The 24,240-nt window shown below is 45.7% G+C and carries 17 protein-coding genes; 12 read left to right on the top strand and 5 right to left on the bottom strand.

Features of this window, described 5'->3' with window-relative positions:
* Window positions 1-15: 15 nt before the first annotated feature.
* From ABD960_RS15650 to ABD960_RS15625, 6 genes are all read left to right on the top strand, one after another.
* Window positions 16-3,270: a SusC/RagA family TonB-linked outer membrane protein gene (locus ABD960_RS15650; RefSeq protein ID WP_345332188.1), complete on the top strand. Its 3,255-nt coding sequence runs from the start codon at window positions 16-18 to the stop codon at window positions 3,268-3,270.
* Between the two features lie 19 nt (window positions 3,271-3,289).
* Window positions 3,290-5,155, top strand: a complete 1,866-nt coding sequence (locus ABD960_RS15645) for a RagB/SusD family nutrient uptake outer membrane protein (protein WP_345332186.1) — start codon at window positions 3,290-3,292, stop codon at window positions 5,153-5,155.
* Window positions 5,156-5,175: 20 nt separating this feature from the next.
* A complete protein-coding gene (locus ABD960_RS15640) occupies window positions 5,176-5,874 on the top strand; it encodes a DUF3823 domain-containing protein (protein WP_345332183.1) in 699 nt (232 codons plus the stop codon).
* A gap of 87 nt (window positions 5,875-5,961) precedes the next feature.
* Window positions 5,962-7,803: a glycoside hydrolase family 2 protein gene (locus ABD960_RS15635; protein ID WP_345332181.1), complete on the top strand. Its 1,842-nt coding sequence runs from the start codon at window positions 5,962-5,964 to the stop codon at window positions 7,801-7,803.
* A gap of 6 nt (window positions 7,804-7,809) precedes the next feature.
* On the top strand, window positions 7,810-8,826 hold the full coding sequence (locus ABD960_RS15630) for a family 43 glycosylhydrolase (protein WP_345332178.1): 1,017 nt from the start codon (window positions 7,810-7,812) through the stop codon (window positions 8,824-8,826).
* 12 nt (window positions 8,827-8,838) lie between these two features.
* Window positions 8,839-10,848: a beta-L-arabinofuranosidase domain-containing protein gene (locus tag ABD960_RS15625; RefSeq protein ID WP_345332174.1), complete on the top strand. Its 2,010-nt coding sequence runs from the start codon at window positions 8,839-8,841 to the stop codon at window positions 10,846-10,848.
* A gap of 49 nt (window positions 10,849-10,897) precedes the next feature.
* Here ABD960_RS15625 and ABD960_RS15620 read toward each other — a convergent pair whose 3' ends face one another.
* Window positions 10,898-11,902, bottom strand: a complete 1,005-nt coding sequence (locus ABD960_RS15620; protein WP_345332171.1) for a LacI family DNA-binding transcriptional regulator — start codon at window positions 11,900-11,902, stop codon at window positions 10,898-10,900.
* A 167-nt stretch (window positions 11,903-12,069) separates the two neighbouring features.
* Here ABD960_RS15620 and ABD960_RS15615 point away from each other — a divergent pair, with 167 nt between their 5' ends.
* A complete protein-coding gene (locus tag ABD960_RS15615; RefSeq protein WP_345332169.1) occupies window positions 12,070-13,218 on the top strand; it encodes a formylglycine-generating enzyme family protein in 1,149 nt (382 codons plus the stop codon).
* A 30-nt stretch (window positions 13,219-13,248) separates the two neighbouring features.
* Window positions 13,249-14,937: an arylsulfatase gene (locus ABD960_RS15610; RefSeq protein ID WP_345332167.1), complete on the top strand. Its 1,689-nt coding sequence runs from the start codon at window positions 13,249-13,251 to the stop codon at window positions 14,935-14,937.
* Window positions 14,938-14,995: 58 nt separating this feature from the next.
* Here the strand turns inward: ABD960_RS15610 and can are convergent, their stop codons facing one another.
* From can to ABD960_RS15595, 3 genes are all read right to left on the bottom strand, one after another.
* A complete protein-coding gene (gene can / locus ABD960_RS15605) occupies window positions 14,996-15,667 on the bottom strand; it encodes a carbonate dehydratase (RefSeq protein WP_345332165.1) in 672 nt (223 codons plus the stop codon).
* Between the two features lie 245 nt (window positions 15,668-15,912).
* Window positions 15,913-17,520, bottom strand: a complete 1,608-nt coding sequence (locus ABD960_RS15600; protein ID WP_345332163.1) for a SulP family inorganic anion transporter — start codon at window positions 17,518-17,520, stop codon at window positions 15,913-15,915.
* A gap of 93 nt (window positions 17,521-17,613) precedes the next feature.
* Window positions 17,614-17,943, bottom strand: a complete 330-nt coding sequence (locus tag ABD960_RS15595; RefSeq protein WP_345332161.1) for a hypothetical protein — start codon at window positions 17,941-17,943, stop codon at window positions 17,614-17,616.
* A 172-nt stretch (window positions 17,944-18,115) separates the two neighbouring features.
* Between ABD960_RS15595 and lpxK the strand changes: the two genes are divergently transcribed.
* From lpxK to ABD960_RS15580, 3 genes are read left to right on the top strand one after another with little or no spacing between them, the layout of a single operon-like run.
* On the top strand, window positions 18,116-19,177 hold the full coding sequence (gene lpxK, locus ABD960_RS15590; protein ID WP_345332159.1) for a tetraacyldisaccharide 4'-kinase: 1,062 nt from the start codon (window positions 18,116-18,118) through the stop codon (window positions 19,175-19,177).
* The gene (locus ABD960_RS15585) at window positions 19,140-19,955 is read left to right on the top strand and encodes a purine-nucleoside phosphorylase (protein WP_345332157.1); all 816 of its coding nucleotides are present in this window, start codon (window positions 19,140-19,142) and stop codon (window positions 19,953-19,955) included. The genes lpxK and ABD960_RS15585 overlap by 38 nt, the downstream gene beginning before the upstream one ends.
* Complete coding sequence (locus tag ABD960_RS15580) at window positions 19,955-22,063, top strand: putative porin (RefSeq protein WP_345332155.1); 2,109 nt, start codon at window positions 19,955-19,957, stop codon at window positions 22,061-22,063. Before ABD960_RS15585 ends, ABD960_RS15580 begins: the two co-directional genes overlap by 1 nt.
* A gap of 96 nt (window positions 22,064-22,159) precedes the next feature.
* Here ABD960_RS15580 and ABD960_RS15575 read toward each other — a convergent pair whose 3' ends face one another.
* Window positions 22,160-23,341, bottom strand: a complete 1,182-nt coding sequence (locus ABD960_RS15575) for an asparagine synthetase B (RefSeq protein WP_345332851.1) — start codon at window positions 23,339-23,341, stop codon at window positions 22,160-22,162.
* A gap of 347 nt (window positions 23,342-23,688) precedes the next feature.
* Between ABD960_RS15575 and ABD960_RS15570 the strand changes: the two genes are divergently transcribed.
* The gene (locus ABD960_RS15570; protein ID WP_232177070.1) at window positions 23,689-24,150 is read left to right on the top strand and encodes a peptidylprolyl isomerase; all 462 of its coding nucleotides are present in this window, start codon (window positions 23,689-23,691) and stop codon (window positions 24,148-24,150) included.
* Window positions 24,151-24,240 lie beyond the last annotated feature (90 nt).

Raw genomic sequence — 24,240 nt, 5'->3', positions numbered from 1 at the left:
AATAACTATCATCTTATGAGGAAAAATTTACTCTTGAAACAGGGTACACCATCCGTTTCAAACTGCCCGCCGGGTAGCTTGCGGCTTCTCAAAGCCATGTTCGTTTTTTTTCTTGTAGCTTTTTTTATCAACACGACAACTGTATTTGCGCAAACGCAAATTACCGGTACCGTTGTTGATGAAACTAACCAGCCCTTGCCAGGTGTTGCTGTTAGAGTTAAGGGCACAACTATTGGAACAGCTACCGACGGCCAGGGAAAATTTACGCTTACGGTACCGGCAAACGCCGTGATTGAGGCAACATTTGTAGGTTACGCCGCGCAGCAGGTAACCGTAGGTACACAAACAAACATTAAAATTTCACTTAAGTCGGCTAATGAAAGCCTGCAGGAAGTGGTGGTAACCGGCTACGGTACGCAAAAGCGTGAATCTATAACGGGTTCAATCGCATCGGTAACAGCTAAGGATATTGACCGTGTACATGGCGGCGCTACAGTTAGTACCACCCTGGCCGGTAAAATTCCGGGTGTAACATTCCGTATGGCTGATGGCCGTCCGGGTGCGAGCGCCAACATCCAGATCCGTAATATGGGTGCGCCGTTATACGTTATTGATGGTGTTCAGCAGGATGCAGGTCAATTTAATAACCTGGCGCCGAATGACATTGAAAGCATCTCCGTGTTAAAAGATGCCTCGGCGGCAATTTACGGTGTACGTGCGGCAAACGGCGTTGTGGTGGTAACCACCAAAAAGGGATCGGGCGAAAGCCGTATCAATGTTGATGCCTATATGGGCTTTCAAAACTGGTTCCGTTTTCCGGATGTGGTGCGTAACTCATATGACTACGCGCGTTATAAGGCTGATGCGCAAATGAACACCTCAGGTACAACTTCTTTTACTAAAGAAGAAGTTGAAAAATACCGTATTGGTACGGAGCGCGGCTATCAAAGTTTTGACTGGCGCGATTATGTTTTAAACAGCAACCGCAACGCGCCGCAAAACTCCATAAACGTAAACTTTACCGGCGGAACGGATAAGGTAAATTATTATGTATCGGCAACCAACTTTTACCAAAATTCAAACATTGGTAAGGAGTATGAATTTGGCCGTACCAACATTCAATCGAACATTAGCGCTAAGGTAGCTAACGGCTTACGTGTCGGCGTAAATATTAACGGACGTGTAGAAAGCCGCGAAAACCCGGGCGTACCGGGTGGTGATGACTACTTTTTAGCCCGTTTCGCCGTTTTACGTAACACGCCTATTGAAAGGCCTTACGCTAACGACAATCCTAATTACCTGAATGCTATTAACAATATTGAGTCAAACTATGCTTTTCTCAACAAGAAAATTTCAGGCACTTACCGTAGCGACTGGAGGGTATTGCAAACCAACTTTAATGCTGAATACCAAATACCTGGCGTAAAAGGCTTAACGCTTAAAGGTGTATACTCTTACTATATAGCCGACAACGTTTTGAATAACCACGAATATACGTATGACGTTTACAGGTACAAACCGGAAACAGATACTTACGAAAGGGCTGGTGGAGCTACTAACCCATGGCGAGAGCGCGATCAGCGTAAGGAGTTTAACACCAATATGCAGGCGCAGTTGAACTATAGCAACACCTTTGGCAAGCACAACGTTTCGGGTACTTTAGTTGCTGAGCGTATTAAAACCCGCAGTCTGCGTAATTGGTTACACGCTATACCAAAATCAAATAGCCTACCGCTAATCGAGTTCTCCACTATGGACCGTTATGATGATTACGATCTGGCGACTGCGCGGGTAGGGTATATCGGCCGTTTTAACTACAATTATGCTAATAAGTATTATTTAGAGGTTTCAGCAAGGCGCGATGCGTCATCATTATTTATCACTAATAAACGTGTAGGCTATTTCCCGGCTGTATCAGCCGGCTGGCGTATCACCGAAGAATCATTCATGAAGAATTTGCTCGGTGACAACAGCATACTGAATGATTTAAAATTTAGAGGATCATATGGTTTAATGGGTGATGACAGGTATCCTACTGATGCAGGTCGTCCCATTGTGCCATATTTTGCTTATCTGACTGGTTATAATTACGCTATACGTGACGGTGATAATCCTATTCTGGCTATTCTTGATGATTATGACACAGGTAACGATCAAACCCTAAGCGTTTCTAGGGATAAAGGAATACCAGTTACAACTATTACCTGGTCAAAAAGTAAAACTTTAAACGTTGCCGCTGATTTTAGTTTACTAAATAACAAGTTAAACGGTTCCGTAGAGTATTTTCGCCGTGTACGCAGTGGGTTGCTAATAGCACAGGAAGATGTGCTTTTGCCTTCAGAACTGGGATATAACTTGCCCGAGGCGAACTTGGAAAGTGATCTGCAATATGGCCAGGAATTATCGCTTAATTACAGCAATAAAATTGGTAAGGTAAATTATACTGTTGGTGGTAACGTTGCCTACACTCGTGCAAAATGGAAAGATACCTATAAAGAGCGCTTCTTTAACTCATGGGATCAGTATCGCAACCAACGTGAAGGTCGGTATAAAAGTTTAGATTGGGGACATGAGGCTATTGGCCAATTTGAATCGTTTGATCAAATCAATAATTACCCTGTGAACATTGATGGCAAGGGTAACAAAACACTTATCCCTGGCGATATCATTTATAAAGATCAAAATGGCGATGGCAGGATCGATCAATATGATGAGAGACCGATTGGCTTTGGTTATGGTACGCAACCCAATATTAACTTCGGTTTTAACATCGCTTTAGGATACAAAGAGTTTGATTTTCACGCTGATTTTTCAGGCGCATCAGGCTATACCTGGTTCCAGAACTGGGAAACCCGTTGGGCATTCCAGAATAATGGCAACCTTAACACCATATTCGAGGATAGATGGCACAGGGCTGATCCGTATGATCTGAATAGCCAATGGATTCCGGGTAAATACCCTGCAAACCGCGATAACCCGGGCCACTCGGGCAGTAGCAACTATGAAGTTTCCGGTCAGCGTAATTCAACATTCTGGTTACATAACGTAAAACAGTTACGGGTACGTACGCTTGAATTAGGTTACAGCCTACCAGCGGCTGTGCTTTCAAAAATTAAAATTAAAAGAGCAAGGTTTTATGTGAACGCCTACAATTTATTCTCATTTGATAATCTCAAAGAGTTTGGAATTGACCCGGAGGTTGTAGACGACAATGGTTTGCAGTTTCCGCAAAGTAAAGTGTTCAATTTCGGTGTTAACCTAACCTTTTAACTGAATTAACTTATACAAGATGAAAAAGATATTGATAATGAGTATAAGTGCTGTACTGTTGATTACGGCATCGTGTAAAGACAATAATTACCTCGACATTGAACCCAGGGATGTTGTTCCGACAGATAAAATGTTTTCTGACCCCGCATTGGTATTGTCGGTGGTTGCAGATCTATACCAACGGCAACTTGATTTTTCGAGCTTAGACAATGGTTGGGCAAGCTTTGCTGATTTTAGTGAGGCATTCCCGTCCGAGAACGGAAGCTCATTTTTTGTGCAGCGTACCAGCTGGGGCTGGGGTGAGTGGGGTACATGGGATTACGGCTATATACGTGATATAAATTTGTTTATAGAGCGAGCCACGGCATCAACACTTAAGGAAGAAGATAAAAAGATATTCATAGCCGAGGGGCGGTTTTTACGGGCCGCTTATTACTTTGAATTGGTTAAACGAATGGGTGGCGTGCCCCTTATCACCAAGTCGTTAACATACGAAGGAGATGCGCTGAGTTTGCAAACCCCGAGATCAAAGGAATCTGAAGTTTATGATTTTATAATAAGTGAACTGGAAGCAATAAAAAGCGATCTGCCGGCGCTGGTTAACATTAAATCCAGGGCTACCAGAGCAGCAGCTCTTGCGATGGAGTCGAGAGCCGCACTATATGCAGCCTCTATTGCAAAGTATGGAGCACAAAGAACACCTAACGTTACCTTGCCGGGTGATGAGGTTGGCATACCTGCAACAATGGCTAACGCATATTATCAAAAAGCATTAGCCGCTGCTGAAGCCATTATTAGTGGCGAAGCTGGGGCTTACTCGTTATACAGAGCTAATTCCATTGATTTATCAGATAATTTCGCTGCAATTTTTACTGATAAAAGTGATGCTAACAAAGAAAGTATATTTATTGAGGATTTTAAGGTCGGCACTAATAAGGTACATAGCTTCACCGTTAATAACCAGCCTTACTCACGTTCTGAAGAAGGCGCTGATGCGGGCCGTTTAAATCCGTCACTTAACATAGTACAGGCCTTCGAAAAACTGGATAACACCTATGCGCCGATACCTACAGTTAATGCGAGCGGCGATCCGATCTATTATACCAACCAACAAGACATATTTGCCGGCCGCGACGCGCGTTTAGCAGGTACAGTCATGTTACCAGGTTCGGTATTTAAAGGCGCTGCCATTGATGTGAGAGCCGGTTACCAAAATGCTGCCGGAGATTTTATCTCAACCGGAACGCTGCCGGGTTCGTCTACACCTGCGGTTGGTTTAGACGGTCCTGCAGATGGTTTGGAGTTCCGTACACAAACCGGTTTTTATATTCGGAAGTATCTTGATCCGGTTACCGGTTCGGGCCGTCGTGGTCGTAGAAGCGATGTGCCTTTTATACGCTACCGTTATGCGGAAGTATTATTAAACGCAAGTGAGGCCGCTTTTGAGCTTGGAGATAAGGGAAAAGCGCTTGGTTACATTAATCAGGTACGCAACCGTGCCGGTTTAACAACTCCGCTCAATGATCTTACTTTTGACCGTATAGTGCACGAACGCCGGGTTGAACTGGTGTTTGAAGGCCACACTTTGTTTGATATGAAACGTTGGAGGCTGGCACACATTGTATGGGATGGCGCTAACATGACGGTTGCTGATTTAAAAAGCGACATCGGCTCAGCAACCAAGCATAATACACAACCATTTAGCTTGTGGCCTTACCTGTACCAAAATCCGGGTAGTCCAAACCATAATAAATGGATGTTCAGGGAAGTTAAACTGGGTAGGGTAACTGGTGCCAACAGGTTTCAATCAGGTAATTATTATTCGCAAATAAATGATGATATATTATCGCGAAACCCTAAGATTGTTAAACAGCCGAATCAATAAGTTTTTAAAGCTATATAGTTATGAGATTTAATTTCAAATATATCATGTTGGTGGCACTCACCGTAATGGTTGCAGCATGTAAAAAGGACACTAAAGAAGCGCCTAAGGCAAGCTTTAAAGGCAGGCTTGTTTATAACGGCACGCCGATAAATGTTGAGCAAAACCAGGTTCCGGTGGAGCTATATCAAAGTGGTTTTGGCAAGCGTGGCGCTATTGTGGGTAACGTTACGCAGGATGGTGCCTTTTCTTTTCTTTTGTTTGATGGCGATTATAAGCTGATCATCCCCGGAGTGCAAGGTCCTTTCAGGTGGAACCAAACCGGCGCCACCCGCGATTCGATGAGCGTTAATATAAGCGGTGATAAAACCATGGATCTGGAGGTAACGCCTTATTACCTGATAAATGATGTTCAATATACTGTTAACGGCAGGGCGGTTACCGCGGCTTTCTCGGTTAATAAAATAATAACCGATGCTAACGCGCGCGACATTGAAAGAGTTACATTGTATGTAAACAAAACCCAGTTCGTATCAAGCAATGGCGATGAGAACGTAGCAAATAACGGTATTGCGGGCAGCGCTGTTACCGGTGCTGTAAATTTAACGGCTACAGTGCCTACCCTTACGCCAACGCAGGGCTACGTGTTTGCCCGCATAGGGTTAAAAATTGCGGGTGTTGATGACATGATTTACTCGCCATTACAAAAAATAACACTTTAAATTTACAAGGTAGGGGTTTCTGCTGCAAGAGCAGTGCCCCTTTAACTGTAAAGCACAGCAACAAATTCTTAATTCAATACATACTAAATGAGAAAATTTTTATCCGCAGCGGTAATTACCTTATCGGCTTGCGTAACGGCTAATGCCCAGCAGGGGCAATGGCATCTGATTAAAGATCGCATTGTTACCCCCTGGGCCGAAAAGGTTGACCCTAAAAACCCGCTGCCTGAGTACCCACGCCCTATGCTGGTACGCAGCAACAACTGGAAAAACCTTAACGGCCTTTGGAGTTATGCCATTACGCCTAAAAACGCATCGACCCCAACCAAGTACGAAGGCAGTATTTTGGTGCCGTTCGCTGCCGAGTCGGCATTGTCAGGCGTTGGCCGTACCGTGGGTAAAGATAGTTTGCTGTGGTATAAAAATACGATCAACGTGCCATCATCAATGAAGGGCAAAGAGGTGCTGCTGCACTTTGGCGCGGTTGACTGGCGAACCGAGGTGTTTGTGAACGGCAAAAGCGCCGGCAAGCATGAGGGTGGTTTTGATCCGTTCTCATTCAACATTACACCATTCCTGAAAGGTGGCTCAAAGCAGGATATCGTGGTACGCGTGTGGGACCCAACCAATGACGGCCCCCAGCCAACCGGCAAGCAAATGAAAAAGCCCGAAGGTATATGGTACACTCCGGTAACCGGTATCTGGCAAACGGTTTGGCTGGAAGCTGTGCCAAAATCATACATCGTATCAACCAAGCAAACACCTGATATTGATGCGCATACCATCACCATATCGGCTGATATTGCCGGTAAGCAAGCCGGTGATAACCTGAAGATAGAAGTATTGGATGGTAAAACCGTTGTAGCTCAAAAGCAGCAAAACGCGGGCGAAGCAGCCGTTATCACGCTGAAGAATGAAAAGCTTTGGTCGCCGGAGAGCCCTAACCTGTATAACTTAAAGATCACCCTGCTACGTAATAACAAAGCAGTTGACGCGATCACCAGCTATTTTGCCATGCGCAAAATATCAATGGCGCCCGATGCCAATGGCATTCAACGTATGATGCTGAACAATAAATTTGTGTTTCAGTATGGCCCGCTTGACCAGGGCTGGTGGCCTGATGGCTTGTATACGCCGCCAACTTACGAGGCGATGATATACGATATCGATCAGCTTAAAAAAATGGGCTTTAACATGATACGTAAGCACATTAAGGTTGAGCCTGCTACTTATTACACTTATTGCGATAAAGTAGGTATGCTGCTATGGCAGGATATGCCAAGCGGCGACCTTGGTAACGGCTGGGAAAACCGTCCGGGTGTGCTGGATCATGGGAGTGATAAGCAACGTACGCCTGAATCAGAAGGCTATTATCGTAAGGAGTGGACCGCCATTATGGACGTGCTGCATAACTACCCGAGCATAGTGGTATGGACGCCATTCAACGAGGCGTGGGGCCAGTTTAAAACCGTTGAAATTACCGAATGGACGATGAAGAAAGATCCTTCACGTCTGGTGAACAGCGCCAGCGGTGGTAACTTCTATCAAACCGGTCATATTATCGATTTACATAACTACCCGCACCCGGCTATGCCTGCGCCTGATGTTTTCGGACAGAAACGCATTTTGGTTTTGGGCGAGTTTGGCGGTCTGGGTTTACCGCTTGATGGCCATACCTGGCAGAAAAAGAACTGGGGTTATCAAACCTTCAAAAACTCTGATGAGATGTTCGAGAAATATGCTTCGTTTACTAAGCGTATTGCCGAGTTGATTCCCCTGGGTCTTTCAGCAGCGGTATACACCCAAACAACCGATGTTGAGGGCGAAACCAATGGCTTTATGACTTATGACCGCGCGGTTGATAAAATGCCGGTTAATAAGTTGCACGAAGTAAACACTAAGCTATATGACCCTTCGCTGGTTAAATAAACTTTGATGGTGTTAAAAAAAATAATTTATTATTTGGCAGGCCTGTTCGCATTATGCGGGCAGGCTTTTGCGCAAAATAATGGGGTGGCGCACAAAGCACCGTCGCCCCTGTACCGCGACCCAATATATGACGGCGCGGCCGACCCTATTGTAGTTTATAACAAGGATGAAAAGCAATGGATGATGCTGTACACCCAGCGCAGGGCCAATGCCCAAACGCAGGATGTGGCTTATTGCTATGGTACGGCCATAGGCGTGGCTACCTCAAAAGATCATGGGCAAACATGGGCATACCGCGGTACGCTTAAGTTGGATTTTGAGCGCGGCACCAATACATTTTGGGCACCCGAGGTTATTTATGATAAGGGAACTTACCACATGTTTGTCACCTACATTCAGGGGGTGTACAGCCACTGGGGCGGCAATGCGCGACTGGTACATTACACCAGCAAAAACCTGTGGGACTGGAAATTTCTGGGAGATTTGAAACTCGACGGCAGTATCATCGATCCAACGCTGATGAAATTGCCCGACGGTAAATGGCACATTTGGTACAAAGGCCCTAATGCCAATACCTACACTGCCGAAAGCACTGACCTGATAAGCTGGAAAGCCGACCCGAGAGTAGCCATTGGCGGCCCGGAGCATGAGGGGCCTAAGATATTCAGGTTTAAAAATTATTACTGGATGATAACCGACGAATGGCACGGCCAGCGTGTATACCGTTCAAAGGATGCTAAAACCTGGGAGCGCCAAGGTATGGTGTTGGATAAGCCCAGCCACCGACCTGAAGATACGCCTACCGGTGCACATGCCGATGTGGTAGTAACCGGCGATCATGCCTATATCGTTTACTTTACGCATCCCGGCCGTAAATCGCATCAAAATGATGGCGGCCACGATGCTGACGATGCCTTTACTTATTCAACCAAACGCACATCAATACATGTGGCCGAGCTGGAATACAATGATGGTACATTGATATGCGATAGGGATAAACCATTTGATTTTTATCTGCCTTAAAATATTATTAGTATGAAATTTAAGTTATTGCTGGCTTTGGTATTCATGTTAGGTATCAATACCACTGCAAACAGCCAGCAGGCCAATTACACAAGCAGCCGTGCGCCGCTGCGTCAAAATCCTTACATCGAGCTACCGCTTGGTGCCATTAAGCCGCAGGGCTGGCTGCGCGAAATGCTTATCCGCCAAAAAAATGGCGCTACCGGTAAGCTGGATGAGCTTTACCCGCTGGTGATGAACCAACGAAATGGCTGGCTGGGTGGCGATGGCGACCAGTGGGAGCGTGGCCCGTACTGGATAGACGGTTTGCTGCCGCTGGCTTATATTTTGCAGGATAAGGCACTTATTGCCAAGGTGAAGCCCTGGGTGGAGTGGTCTATAAAAAGTCAGCAGCCTGACGGATACTTCGGCCCCTCTAAAGATTACCCTTATGAGGCAGGCATACAGCGTGATAACAGCCGTGACTGGTGGCCAAAGATGGTGATGCTCAAAGTGCTGAAACAATACTACATGGCAACCAACGATAAGCGGGTGATTAGTTTGCTGACTAACTATTTTAAATATCAGCTTAAGGAATTGCCTGCCAAACCGCTTGACCATTGGACGTTTTGGGCGCGCCTGCGCGGCGGCGATAACCTGATGGTGGTGTACTGGCTGTACAATATTACCGGTGATAAATTCCTGCTTGATCTGGCCGACCTGCTGCACAAGCAAACCCATAATTTTACAGGTGAATTTTTAGATACCGACATGCTTACCCGCATGGGCAGCATACATGGGGTTAACCTGGCGCAGGGGATGAAAGAGCCGTTGATCTATTACCAGCATCACCCCGAACAAAAATACTTAGAGGCCATGAAGAAAGGTTTTCATGATCTGACCAAATACAACGGCATGGCGCATGGCCTGTATGGCGGCGATGAGTCTTTACATGGCAACAACCCGACTCAGGGTTCGGAGTTATGCTCGGCGGTGGAGATGATGTTCACGCTGGAAAGCTCGCTCGAAATTACCGGCGATGTAGATTATGCCGACCGATTGGAGAAGATAGCCTTTAACGCCCTGCCAACCCAAACTACGGAGGATTACATGAATCGCCAGTATTTTCAGCAGGCCAACCAGGTAATGCTTACCCGCCATGTGCATAATTTTGATGTTAACCACGCCGGTACTGATGTGGTTTATGGTTTGCTATCAGGCTTTCCGTGCTGTACCTCAAACATGCACCAGGGTTGGCCCAAATTCGCGCAAAACTTGTGGTATGCTACTGCCGACAGGGGCATAGCCGCGTTGGTTTATTCGGCAAGCGAGGTAACGGCAAAAGTGGCCGATGGTAAAGAGGTGACTTTTAAAGAGGAAACCAATTATCCGTTTGATGAAAACGTAAAGTTCACGCTCACCAGCAAAAAGGCAAAAGTACTCTCATTCCCGTTCCACCTGCGCATACCGGCGTGGTGCAAAAGCGCGGTAGTAAAAGTGAACGGACAGGAACTGCAACAAGCCAAATGCAATCAGATAATTAAGATAGACCGTCAATGGAAAAACGGCGATGTGGTTGAGCTGCAACTGCCGATGCACATCTACAAAAACTTCTGGTACGAAAATTCGGTATCTGTCGAGCGCGGTCCGCTGGTGTACGCCCTTAAAGTTGGCGAGGAAACCAAACTGGTAAAGAATGATAAAGACCCTATTGCCTACGGCAAAGAATATATCGAGGTTAGGCCAACCACCCCGTGGAATTATGGTTTGATAGCTTTGGATGACAAAAAATTTCAGCAAAGCATCTCGATAGATAAGAAGGCGATACCAGTTTACCCCTGGACACCGGACAACGCGCCGTTAATACTAAAGGCCAAAGCCAAACGCATACCCAGCTGGACTTTATATAACGATATGACGGGCCCTATACCGTTCAGCGTGATTTATAATGAAGGTATGCCCAACCAACCCGAAGAAGTAATTACGCTGATACCTTACGGTTGCAGCAGGTTACGTATCTCGCAGTTTCCGCAAGTTAGGTAATCCCTTGTCGTTAATAATTGGAAAGGCAGGCTGTAAATGGCCTGCTTTTTTATTGCCAGATGATCTCGGCATCCAGCAAACGGGTTTCAAACTCGTAAACCGGGTAGGTGCTTTCAATCAGTTTAATAAGCATTTGCGTGGCTATCTGCCCCATCGCGAATGCGGGTTGCCGGATGTAGGAGATGCGTGGTGTAAGCAGATCAATAACATCGGCGTTTGAATAGCCAACAATAACCAGGTTTTCCGGGTAGCTGATGCGGTTTAGGGCACGTATGCTGGCAGTGCTTACCAGGTCACTTGCTATAAAAAGGGCATCAGGTTTGTTGCCGGCATTAAACAGGGCGATTAAGGCCTGGGTTATTTCGTCCGCATCACGGCCGCCACGGTAGCAGTATTTAATCAGGCTTTCATCAACGCTGATGTTATTATCAGCAAGTGCCTGCTTATAGCCATTTACCCTTTCGGTTGTAATGGATATCTGCGGTGTACTGGCCAGTATAGCTATGCGTTGATATCCCTTATCTGTGAGCTGTTTTATTACGTTGTACGATGTTTTAAAATTGTCGCTGCTTACGCGGTGCGTTTCTATTTCATCCAGTATGCGATCAAAGAAAACAATGGGTAGCCCTTGCTGGTGGAGTTCTCGGATGTGCGCGTAGTCGGTCGTTTGCGCTGATAACGACATCAGCAAGCCATCAACCGAACGGTTGGCCAGGTGCTGCATATTGGCCTTTTCGCGCTCATATTCTTCATGGCTTTGCGATATAATGATGTTGTATCCGCTTTCATAAGCTACCGACTCGATACCGTTTATAACCTGTGAAAAAAAGCTGTTAGCTACATCGGCCACCAAAACACCAATGGAATTACTGCGCTTGTTACGCAGGCTTTGCGCTACCGGGTTGCCCTGGTAGTTGATCTGGCGGGCATAATCGATTACCTTTTTTTTGGTTTCGGCGCTGATTTCGTAACTGTCGCTTAAGGCCCGCGACACGGTGGACGGTGAAATACCGAGTGCCTTAGCAATATCTTTTATGGTAGCTGCCCTGAACATTCGATCTTAAAACTACAAATAAAAACTACTCCAGCGAACAAGCGTATAACGTGTTGGTGCACGTAACAGCATAAATACACATTTTGAAGCTGTAACCATACATAGTTTTATATATTAGTGGTGCGACAATTTAATTGCCGTTAACCATTTAAGCAAAACTATACGAATTGAATAAAGCGAAAAAGCAATTTTTTGCAGTTGCCCTTGCTATTTGTTTGTTTTTTCTGGAAGGCTGTATCTCCAAGCCGCAAAATAAGCAAGTTAATAAAAAGGCATCTCCAAAAAAAAAGGCGTTATGCTGCCAATCAAACATGCCATCGAGGTTTGGTATAGCTGGTATGGGCAGCCAAAAAATTGCCGATACAGGAGTGTTAAAAAGCCATGCCGGTATGGTGTTCATTAAAGGCGGAACCTTTAGCATGGGCGGTGATAACAACCAGGCTGCTGATGATGAATATCCCAAACACAAGGTAACGGTTAGCGGCTTTTGGATGGATGCCACCGAGGTAACCAACGCGCAGTTTGCCTGGTTTGTAAAAGCTACCGGTTACATTACAACCGCCGAACGCAAACCCGACTGGAACGAGCTGAAAAAGCAACTGCCACCCAGTACGCCCAAACCCGATGAAAGTATGCTGGTGCCGGCATCTCTGGTATTTACCCCGCCCAGTTATCCGGTACAGCTGGACAACTATGCCCAATGGTGGGCCTGGGTGCCCGGTGCCGACTGGAAACACCCGCAAGGGCCTAAGAGCAATATTACAGGCAAGGATACTTACCCTGTGGTGCAGATAAGCTATTACGATGCACAGGCCTACTGTAAATGGGCCGGAAAGCGTTTACCTACCGAAGCAGAGTGGGAGTGGGCGGCAAGGGGTGGCAGGCAAAACAACATCTATCCCTGGGGTAACGAGCCGGTAGATAAAGGGAAGCCAAAAACTAACAGCTGGCAGGGCGAGTTTCCCTGGAAGAACACCGTAGCTGATAAGTTTGAGCGCCTGGCACCGGTGAGCAGCTTTGCGCCAAACCCTTATAAGCTATTTGATATGGCAGGCAATGTGTGGGAGTGGTGTGCCGATCTGTACAACAACACCTACTATCAAACCATAAATAAACCTGCCGGTGTAGGTAACCCAAAGGGACCCGCCAAAAGCTACGATCCTGATGAACCTTATGCGGTTAAGCGTGTAATACGCGGCGGATCATTTTTATGCAACGATAGTTATTGCTCGGGCTATCGCGTTGCACGACGGATGAAGAACACCGAAGATAGCAGTACCGAGCATGTGGGCTTTAGATGTGTGCGTGATAAATAACAGAATATTGTTCAACTCTAACATTATACTATGAAATGGTTTTTTGGATCGGCCTTGCTGATAGGGCTGGCATCAACCCTCATTTTTTTTAAACCGGCGCCTTCGTTGGTAAGTACCGCTGCTAACGATCGGCCAAATATTGTGGTGATCCTGGCCGATGACTTGGGTTATTCAGATATCGGCTGTTACGGCTCTGAGATCAGCACGCCCAATATTGATTTTTTGGCGAAGAATGGCATACGGTACACAAGGTTTTACAATACTTCCAGGTGCTGCCCTACGCGTGCCTCGTTGCTTACAGGTTTGTATAATCAACGTGCGGGCATTGGCAACATGACGGAAGCAGAAGATGAACCGGGCTATCTCGGCCATTTGTCAGACAACGCCGTAACTATTGCCGAGGTATTAAAACAGGCGGGCTACCAAACGGCCATGTCGGGCAAGTGGCATGTATCGAACACGCCGGGATTAAAAGACCCGAAAGAGCAGATGAAATGGCTGAATCATCAAACCTATCAACCCACATTTTCGCCTATTGAACAATACCCAATCAGCAGGGGGTTTGATAAGTTTTATGGCACAATTTGGGGTGTGGTTGATTTTTTTGACCCTTTCAGTTTGGTAAACGGTACCGAGCCGGTTAGGAAGGTGCCAAAAAACTATTACCATACCGATGCCATTAACGATACGGCGGCATCATACGTAAGGCAGATGGCTAAAAATAAAAAGCCATTCTTTTTATACCTTGCTGAAAATGCGCCACACTGGCCGCTGATGGCGTTGCCTGAAGATATAGCTAAATACAAGGATACTTATAAAGTAGGTTGGGATGCCATCCGTAAAGCGCGATACGATAAGATGGTAAAAGCTGGATTGATCGACCCGAAAACAACACCACTCTCACCGCGCTGGGATAACAATTTGAAGTGGGAGAACAACCCGGATAAAGAATGGGATGCCGCCGCTATGGCCGTACATGCCGCCATGATAGACCGGATGGATCAGGGTATAGGCCGGGTGATACAGGCACTGAAGGAGACCGGACAGTTGGAAAATACATTGATCGTGTTTTTGAGCGATAACGGCGCAAGCAACGAAAACTGTACTGCCTACGGCCCGGGGTTTGACCGCCCCGACCAAACCCGCACCGGCCAGCCTATAGTTTACGATATGAAAAAGACCATCATCCCCGGCAAACAAACATCGTATGCGTCTATAGGACAGCGCTGGGCTAATGTTGCCAATACGCCCTACCAATTTTGGAAAGCACAATCATACGAAGGCGGAGTGCGCACGCCGATGGTATCCTACTGGCCAAAAGGCATAAAAATGAAGGGTGGCAGCATATCGGCGCAAATGGGGCATGTAAAGGATTTTATGGCTACGTTTATGGATTTGGCCAAGGCAAAATATCCTAAAACATACAAAGGGCATAATGTATTGCCAACGCAAAGCCACAGTTTTGCCACCTCGTTCAAAGGTAAGCCTACTGCAGACGAACCATTGTTTAATGAGCATTTTGGAGCACGGTATGTACGATATAAAGATTGGAAACTCGTATCGCACAGCGGAAACGATACGACCTGGCATCTGTATGCTATTAATAAAGATGAAGCGGAACTGAATGACCTTGCCGCTTTACACCCGGCAGAAGTTGCCCGGCTAAGCAGTCAATGGCATAAATGGGCGAAAGATAACTATGTATATCCTAAGCCATAACGCATAAAAAACGTCATTGCAATAAACAAGCAATGACGTTTTTTAAGGTGATTCCAGTTTATAAAACAAACTTAAACACTTCTTCCAAGTTTGAGTTTGAGCTTTGGCTCACCTTTAAATCGGTAATTAAGCCGGTGTTCAGAGCGTAAACCCAGCCGTGTACGCTCAGGTCCTGCCCGTTTTTCCAGGCGTTTTGTACTATCGAGGTTTTGCAAAGGTTGCTTACGTTCTCAATAACGTTTAATTCAACCAGCCTGTCGCCGCGTTTATTCTCGTCTTCAATAGCGTTAAGTTCTGAAGCATGCAAGCGGTAAACATCCTTAATGTGGCGCAGCCAATTATCAATAATACCTACAGAAGTATTGCCCATAGCGGCCAAAACACCACCGCAGCCGTAGTGGCCGGTAACAATTACATGCTTAATTTTAAGTACGTTAACGGCATAGTCGAGCACGCTGAGCATATTCATATCTGTATGTATTACCATATTGGCAATGTTACGATGAACAAATATTTCGCCCGGCTGGGTATGCGTTATCTGGTTTGCTGGTACGCGGCTATCGGCACAGCCAATCCAAAGTACCGGCGGCTTTTGGCCGTTGGCCAGCTTGTCAAAATATTCCGGGTCAAGTTTAAGCGTATCGGCTACAAATTGTTTATTGCCTTCAAGCAAGCCTTCGTAGGTTATATGGCTTGTGTCGTGTAGTTCTGATGATTTGTGTGCACACATGGTTTTTTTATTAATTAGTTTAAGATGTTGCTTTGTTTATTTTTTATTGACGGTAATAGTATAAAATTGAAAAGCGTTGCAGGCCTGGTGCCCAAACACTCCATTGTTGTTGCTAACGATAGCATCAACGGTTTTTGTATACGTATTCTTGCTTGTTTTAGTGGCATCGCCATAAATCTAAATATGGTGAGTATTGAACAGTTACGTGCTTTAAAATGTTTACTACAGCTTTCAAATTGTTAGTCTCAGGGTTTATAAATCAGCTCCTTCAGCTTAGGTACGTCATATCTTTCCTTAATATCCTGCAATTGCACTATAATGCCTTTTGTGTAGGCGTTGTGCTTAAAGTTGTGTATGGTTTCAAGCACGTCCGGATCAATATATCTCGAGTTTGATCCGTCTATCAATACATCGCTGCCTTCGGGCAAACTGGTGAGGGTTACTTGTATGGCTGCCTTGTTTAAAAAGGACACCTCTTCGGCCAGGCGGATGTGGATGGTTTTTTTGCCTTCGTTATTCTTAATTATTCGATAAAAGTAAGGGTTGCGCAGGTTGGTGCGCAATATATAAAATATACCTATCAGCATACCAATACCAACACCTTTAAGCAAATCGGTAAATACTACGGCTATAATAGTAACCACAAAGGGGATGAATTGCGAAAGCCCCTTGCGCCACACGTGCCTGAAGAGTTCGACACGGGTGAGTTTATAACCTGTCATCAGCAGGATCGCGGCCAGGCACGACAGCGGTATCATGTTGATCAGCCTCGGGATAAACAGTAATGACAGCAGCAGTAAAACGCCATGCACTATAGCGCTAACTTTGGTACGCGCACCCGAATTTACGTTGGCTGATGAGCGCACGATTACAGCCGTCATGGGCATACCGCCCAACATACCGCTTACCACGTTACCAATCCCTTGCGCTACCAGCTCGCGATTGGTAGGCGATACGCGCTTTATCGGGTCTATCTTATCAACAGCTTCCAGGCTTAGTAGGCTCTCCAGGCTGGCGACAATGGCAATAGTGGCGGCTACTATCCAAACGTTTTTATTGGCCAGGTCGCTAAAGTTGGGCGATTTGAAAAGACTAAAAAACTCACCGCCGCTTTTTACAATGGGGATGTTAACAAATTGCTTATCGAGCAGGGCAAAGCCGGTTCCTGCAAATGCTGCGGTAAAGGCGATCCCGATAATTACTACCAGCAGCGGCGCGGGTACAATGGCCAGTTTTTTAAATTTTGGCCAGTAAATGAGTATCAGTAATGATACTACGCTGATGATTACCGCGCCGTAATTGATTTTTGATACCGCCAGCATCATTTCTGAAAAAGTATTATGCTGATCGGCTTGTGAAAAGCTTTCGTCGCCTTCGTAATCCGCGTCGTAACCAACCGCGTGCGGAAACTGTTTCATGATCAGGATGATGCCGATAGCCGCCAGCATACCCTCAATTACAGCTGACGGAAAATAGTTGCCTATGGTGCCGGCCTTTATCAACCCGAGCATGATTTGCATGCATCCGGCAATAACAATGCTTAACAAAAAGGTTTCGTAAGAGCCGAGTGTGGCAATGGCGTTAAGCACAATAACGGTAAGCCCGGCGGCTGGCCCGGCAACGCTAAGTTGCGAGCCGCTGGCTATGCCCACTACTATGCCGCCGATGATGCCGGTTAGCAAACCCGCGAAAAGTGGCGCGCCCGATGCCAGCGCTATACCCAGGCACAAGGGCAGGGCAACTAAAAATACAACGATACTGGCAGGCAGGTCCCGCTTCAGGTTTTTAGCTAAAAAATACTTGTGCAGATCAAAAATGCCTGCAGCGCCAGCGGTGTGTTCATGCTGATTCATAAATGGTAAAACTGGGTTGTGGTGTGTTATAAAAGAAAAGGTTTGCCGTACTTACCTAAAAGCATAGCGCACCCATAGAAATTGCATCGCTGCTTAAGCGTTTGGCGGGGGAGTAAGTATTACAGGGGCGTAAGCGTAATGGTATATCAGGGTTTCCTGATTATGAAGAATGTTAAGCTCAAATACATGCAGCTTTAAGCGAACCAGTTGGGTATAGTACTCGTCGAACGATTTTTTTTCTTTACAGAGATCTTTCTCGGCGGTGTCTTTTTCCTTGCTTTCGTCTTCTAACTGCATAATCACCGCTTTTACAACCTTATTGTCAAGATGGAAAATAACCGGCGCTACTGATATCACCATCTTTGAAAAAAAGATAGCGATGAAAAGCATTGCGGTTAAAATCTTGAACTCCTTGACTTTCATGCTGTAATAAAATGTAAACAACGGAGGGTTTTACTCAATTGGTTAGGTGTTATAAACGCAATTATACATTAAAAAATTATTAAAATGTCAGGCTTTGGCAGGATAAATCTTTACCGGCGCAATCAGCTTACTTATATTAAGCAACGCCTTTTAATTATCTTTACGGCTTAGTATGAAATATTTGCGCTGGTTATTATTTCCGTTATCGCTTATTTACGGGCTGGTGGTAAGCATACGTAACTGGTTTTACGATGCCGGCTTGTTAAAAAGCACGTTGTTCAACTTTCCGGTTATTTGTGTGGGCAACCTGGATGTAGGCGGCGCCGGTAAAAGCCCGATGACGGAGTATCTGATCCGTTTATTAAAGCACGAATACAAAGTTGCCACTCTGAGCCGGGGCTATGGCCGCTCAACGCAGGGCTACCTGGAGGCAAGCCCGGATGCAACCGCTACAGCAGTAGGAGATGAGCCTGCCCAGTTTAAAAATAAGTTTGCTGATGTTACCGTGGCGGTTTGTGCCGACAGGGTAACGGGCATTAAAAAGCTGATGCCGGCGCATGATCTGGTTATACTGGATGATGCTTACCAGCACCGCGCGGTAAAGCCGGGCTTCAGCATTTTGTTGTTTGATTATACCCGGATCAACGAGCCCCGTTTAATGTTGCCCGCGGGTAACCTGCGCGAACCGTTTGTTGGCCGCTGGCGTGCTGATGTATTGATAGTGAGCAAATGCCCGCACACGCTTACCCTGAATGACAGGGAACAACTTGTGGAACGCTTAAAGCCCTTCGCATTTCAAAAGGTTTATTTTACATCCATAGCTTACCAGTCGCTGCAAACGCTAGGTGGTGCGATAGCTGCTGATGTTATAGATGCGCATACAACGGTGTTTTTGTTGAGTGGCATTGCTAATACTACACCGCTTTTACAGCATCTGCAAGGCATTACTACAAAAATAATTCATCATAAATATGCTGACCATCATCAGTTCAGCTTAAAAAATATAAGTAAACTTGCTGATGAATTTAAGGCATGCACGGCAGAAAAAAAGCTGCTTATCACAACAGAAAAGGATGCGCAACGTTTAGGTGAACAGCAACTGCTGCCGCTGGTTAACCAACTGCCATTTTTAGTGTTGCCCATAGGTGTTAAATTTATTGATGGCGAACAGGAATTTGCCGGCCTTATAAAAAATTATGTTAGAGAATATTCATCGCACAACAGCATACATTAAAAGCCGTATTGGCGATTTTGTACCCGAGGCAGGTATTATTTTAGGTACCGGCTTAGGTGGTTTGGTAAACGAGATTGCGGTTGAAAAACAACTGATGTACGCCAATATACCCGACTTCCCGATATCAACCGTAGAATTTCATTCGGGCAAACTGATATTTGGTAAACTGGGTGGCGTTAACGTGGTGGCCATGCAGGGCAGGCTGCACTATTACGAAGGGTATAATATGCAGCAGATCACCTTCCCGGTAAGAGTGATGAAAATGCTGGGTATTAAAACCCTGTACGTATCAAACGCCAGCGGCTCGTTAAACCCAGGCTTTAAAAAAGGCGACCTGATGGTGATTGAAGATCACATTAACCTTCAGCCGCAAAACCCGCTGATCGGGCGTAATGATTCTGATCTTGGCCCGCGTTTTCCGGATATGAGCCAGCCTTACCGTATCGATCTGATTGAGAAAGCACTCAACATTGCGTCGGCCAACAATATTATATGCCATAAGGGAGTTTATGTTGCGGTAACCGGCCCTAACCTGGAAACCCGTGCCGAATACCGTTACCTGCGTATTATTGGCGGCGATGCTGTAGGTATGAGTACTGTGCCCGAAGTAATTGTAGCCCGCCACATGGATCTGCCGGTGTTTGCCATATCCGTTTTAACTGATGAGGGCTTTCCGGAAGTGCTTACGCCGGTATCATTAGAAGAGATCATCGCTGTGGCGCAGGAGTCTGAACCGAAACTTACGCTGATATTAAAAGAACTGATAGCAGGGAACTAATGCTTGCAAAGCTGAGATACATACTGATTTTATTGTTCAGCCTGAGCGTTCAGGCCGTGTTTGCGCAATTCCCCACCAATGGAAACGGCAATACCCAATACCCAGGCCAGCGTACGCCTAATTACATGCGCGATACCAGCAACCGCGCTCCGCAAAAACAACTCAGCGGCGATGCATTGCTTGATACCCTGCGTAAACGTGAAGAGGAAAAAGAAGATTCGATAGTATTTGATGCCTCATGGATACGTGTAAGCGCAGAGCGTTTTATGGGTGATAGCACACAGGATTTCGCGCTGGACACCAGTTTACGCAACTTTGAAAACTATGGCCCGCTAAACCAGCCGCGCAGTCCGCGTATCAGTTTGGGCGGTTATACCGGCATTCAGCAACGCTCTTTGTTGTTTGAGCCTGCAAAAACCATAGGCTTTGATGTGGGTTTACATTCGCTCGATCCTTACATGATCAAGCCTGAGGATATTAATTACTACCGTGCAAGGGTGCAGTACACTAACCTGTTTTATGTAAGCGGAGGCTCTAAAGAGCAGTTTGTTAAAATAACGCATGCGCAAAACGTTAATCCACGTTTGAATGTAGGCTTCAACCTCAATTTTAACGGCTCAAAAGGGTTTTACAGCAGCAACAGCGTGCTTCGGCAAAACGTAAGCGATGTTAACGCCGCATTTTTTACATGGTACGAATCAAAGAGCAAGCGGTACAACATGCTGGCCAATATTATTTATAATAACTTAAAAGCACCGGAAAGCGGCGCTATCATAAAAAATGATATCATATTTACAGATCCCAATGCTACGTTTGATAAAACGCTGGAGCAGGTACGCCTTCCCCAAAGCTTTACGCAATGGAAAACAGCCGGATTCCATTTAAAGCAATCATACTTTATTGGCCGTATTGACAGCGTAAAAACCAAGGGCAAAGCAACCGTGCTGCCCACGCAGCGTGTTACGCATACATTTAGTTACACCCGCAGCAAGTACCAGTTTTTGCAGGATGACATTGACACTTATAACGTATTCCCGGATTATTATTTCAGCTCACGCCGCTCAAACGACTCGCTGACGGTTAACCGTTTGCATAATGATTTTGCGTACAGCTTTTACCTGCGTGGCAAATCGGCCAAAAACGAAGCTAAGCTGGATTTGGGCCTGGAGCACGATTTGTATAACTATACCCAGCATGTGCTTGATACCGGTACCAACGAATTTGGTAACCTGTACATCCGTAAAAATAAAATGCAGAATGAGCTTTTTCAGAACATTACGGTTAAAGGCCGTATTGGTTATAGCTTAAGCGACCGTATTTTGCTGGAAGGTAACGTGAGGCAAATAGTGGCCGGGCGCGATTTTGGTAACTTTTTATATGATGCCAAGCTGATGATCGGCGGCAGCAATAAAGTAGGCCGTATAATTTTAGGCGCTTACCAACAAAACGCTTCGCCACCGCTTACGGCGACGCGATGGGTATCCAACCATTACATTTTTAACAACAGCTTCAATAACGTAAAAACCACTAACCTGTCGTTCAATTACGTAAATAAGCCGCTGCAGCTTGACCTTAAAGCGGAATACTTCCTGATTAACGACTATATTTATTTCATAGCGCCATCCGGGGGTAATGATGTACAACCTGCACAATTAAGTACGCCGATCAACATGATTAAGGTGAGCCTGGGTAAAAATCTCAGCTGGCGAAAATGGCATCTGGATGCTTATGGCGTTTACCAGAAAACCGATTATCAGGATCTGTTACGTACGCCTGAAATTTACGCCTACGGTAGCCTTTACTTTACGTCTACCTGGTTTAAAGTGCTGTATAATAACCTGGGTGTAAGTGTGCGATATAATACGCGCTACGTAGCGCCATCATACGCGGTAGGATTAGGCCAGTTTTACAACGGGCCTGACGTGACTTTTAGCTCGTACCCAATAGCCACCGCCTTTTTCAAAGGCACTATTGACCATGTAAACATATTTGTACAGTACGATTACGTAAACCAGGGACTGTTCAGCAAAGGTTTTTATACCGTTAACCGCTACCCAATGCAGGATGCGTTGCTGAAGCTGGGTGTTAGCTGGACGTTCTTTCAATAGATTTTCTTAAGATTCAAGAATTAAGAATCAAAAGTTAAGAAGATTTAATGAATATTTGTCTTAACTCTTACTTCTTAACTCCTGACTCTCACTCCACTATGTCTTTTGCTTCTTCTTATTCGCTGCCGGAAATAGCACATTATTCAGGATTAATCGGTAACCTGGCGAGTTAGGATGTAGTTTCAGGTCGGTTGGTGGGTCACCTACGGCGTGCTGGTAATCTTCCGGATCGTGGCCACCGTAAAATGTCCATTGGCCTTTGCCATATTCGCCGTGTATGTAGCGGGCTTCGTTAGCGGTTTTCATTTCGCCCATAATGGTAACGCCGGGCTTTAGCACACCTTTGTTGTAAGCGGTAGTGAGGCCCATAAAGCCTTTGATCACTTTATCATGGTTTTGCGTCAGCATGCTGGGAACCACATCATACTTTGCCGAAAAATCAAATAAAGTAAAAAAGTCCTTGCTCCGCTCAACCATCCGCGTTTGGCTCACATCAATATTGCTGAACTGGTGCGAGATCGGGTTCATATCCAGCCTGAAATTCTGAAAGGCGAAAGTTTTGCTGAAATCCAGCTTGCTTTGTGCGGCTCGGTCAGCACCGTCGCCATCAAACATCGCCTCGCAAATATCTGTCCCGGCGGCAGATAGCGCTATGTCGAATGTATCGGTACCGGCGCACATGGCAAATAAAAAACCGCCACCGGCGCAAAAGTTCTGTATATTTTGCGCCACGGCCAGCTTCATTTTGGACACTTTGTTAAAGCCCAGCTTTTTCGCCGTGGCCTGCTGCGTGGTTACATCATTAACGTACCATTGCTCATACCGGTAGGCGCCGTAAAATTTGCTGAACTGACCGGTGAAGTCCTCGTGGTGCAGGTGAAGCCAGTCATACTTGGGCAGCTCGCCTTTAATAACCTCCTCATCATAAATAACGGTATAGGGTATCTCGGCATATTTAAGCACCATGGTAACGGCATCATCCCACGGTAGTTTACTCTTGGGCGAGTACACCGCTATCTTGGGTGGCTTTTGCAGCTTAACCACATCCATATTGACTGATGGATCGCTCACCTCGCTAAGTATGCCGGTTGCTGCTGCATCGGCAATAACTTGGTAGCTTACGCCGCGAATTTTGCATTCAGCCTCGGTTTTCTGGCTGTAAGCCATCATAAAACTGCCGCCACGGTAATTAAGCAACCAGTTAACCTCGCCGCCGTTTTGCAAAATCCAAAAAGCTATTCCGTATGATTTTAGATGATCCTTCTGCTCCTCATCCATCGGTATAAGCAATGATGACGCCTTGGCTATGTTTAAGCTGAAATCAGAAAGCAGAAATACGATTATAGCAGAAAACTTAAAGATGAAAGGCGAAAGGCGAAGGGTGAAAGCTGAAAGGGGAAAGCAGAAAGGTGAAAGCTTTTTTTGGCGTGCGTTCATATTCAAATGTAACGAATAATTTGATTGTCAATTGTTGGTGGTCATTAGTCATTGGGCAATAGTCATTGTATTTGTTTTGGTCTTTCCGCTTTTGCCTTTCAGCTTTCGCCTTTAACAACCACCTTTCCGTTTTCACCTCTTTACCCTTCCCCCTTTTTTACTACCTTTGCAAACTATTTAGTAAAGAGATGAGTAAAGCGATAATTAAAACCGAAAAGGGTAACATGACCGTAGAGTTTTACGACAATGATGCACCTAATACAGTAGCTAATTTTAAAAAACTGGCCAAAGAGGGCTTTTATGATGGTATAGCCTTTCACCGTGTTATCCCTAACTTTGTGGTACAGGGTGGCTGCCCGTTCTCAAAAGACGCAGCAACAGCTAACAGGGCAGGTACCGGCGGTGCAGGTTACCATATTGATTGCGAATTGACCGGCGAAAATCAATACCATGATCGTGGTGTACTTTCAATGGCACACGCGGGCCGTAACACCGGCAGCTCACAATTTTTTATCTGCCACAGCCGCACAAACACCGCGCACCTTGATCGTAACCATACCTGCTTTGGTAAAGTTATAGAGAACGTTGACGTAGTTGACGACATCCGCCAGGGCGATAAAATAACAACTATTGAAGTAATAGAGGAATAATTTAGTGATCAGAGGTTAGTGGTCAGTGATCAGTAATTAAAGTACAAACTACCAATCTCCAACTACTAATCACTAATCTCCGATCTCCAA

It is taken from the genome of Mucilaginibacter defluvii, assembly GCF_039543225.1.
In the GTDB taxonomy this organism is placed as follows: domain Bacteria; phylum Bacteroidota; class Bacteroidia; order Sphingobacteriales; family Sphingobacteriaceae; genus Mucilaginibacter; species Mucilaginibacter defluvii.
The sequence above is the reverse complement of the archived record's forward strand: the minus strand, read 5'-3'. Positions and strand labels throughout refer to the sequence as shown.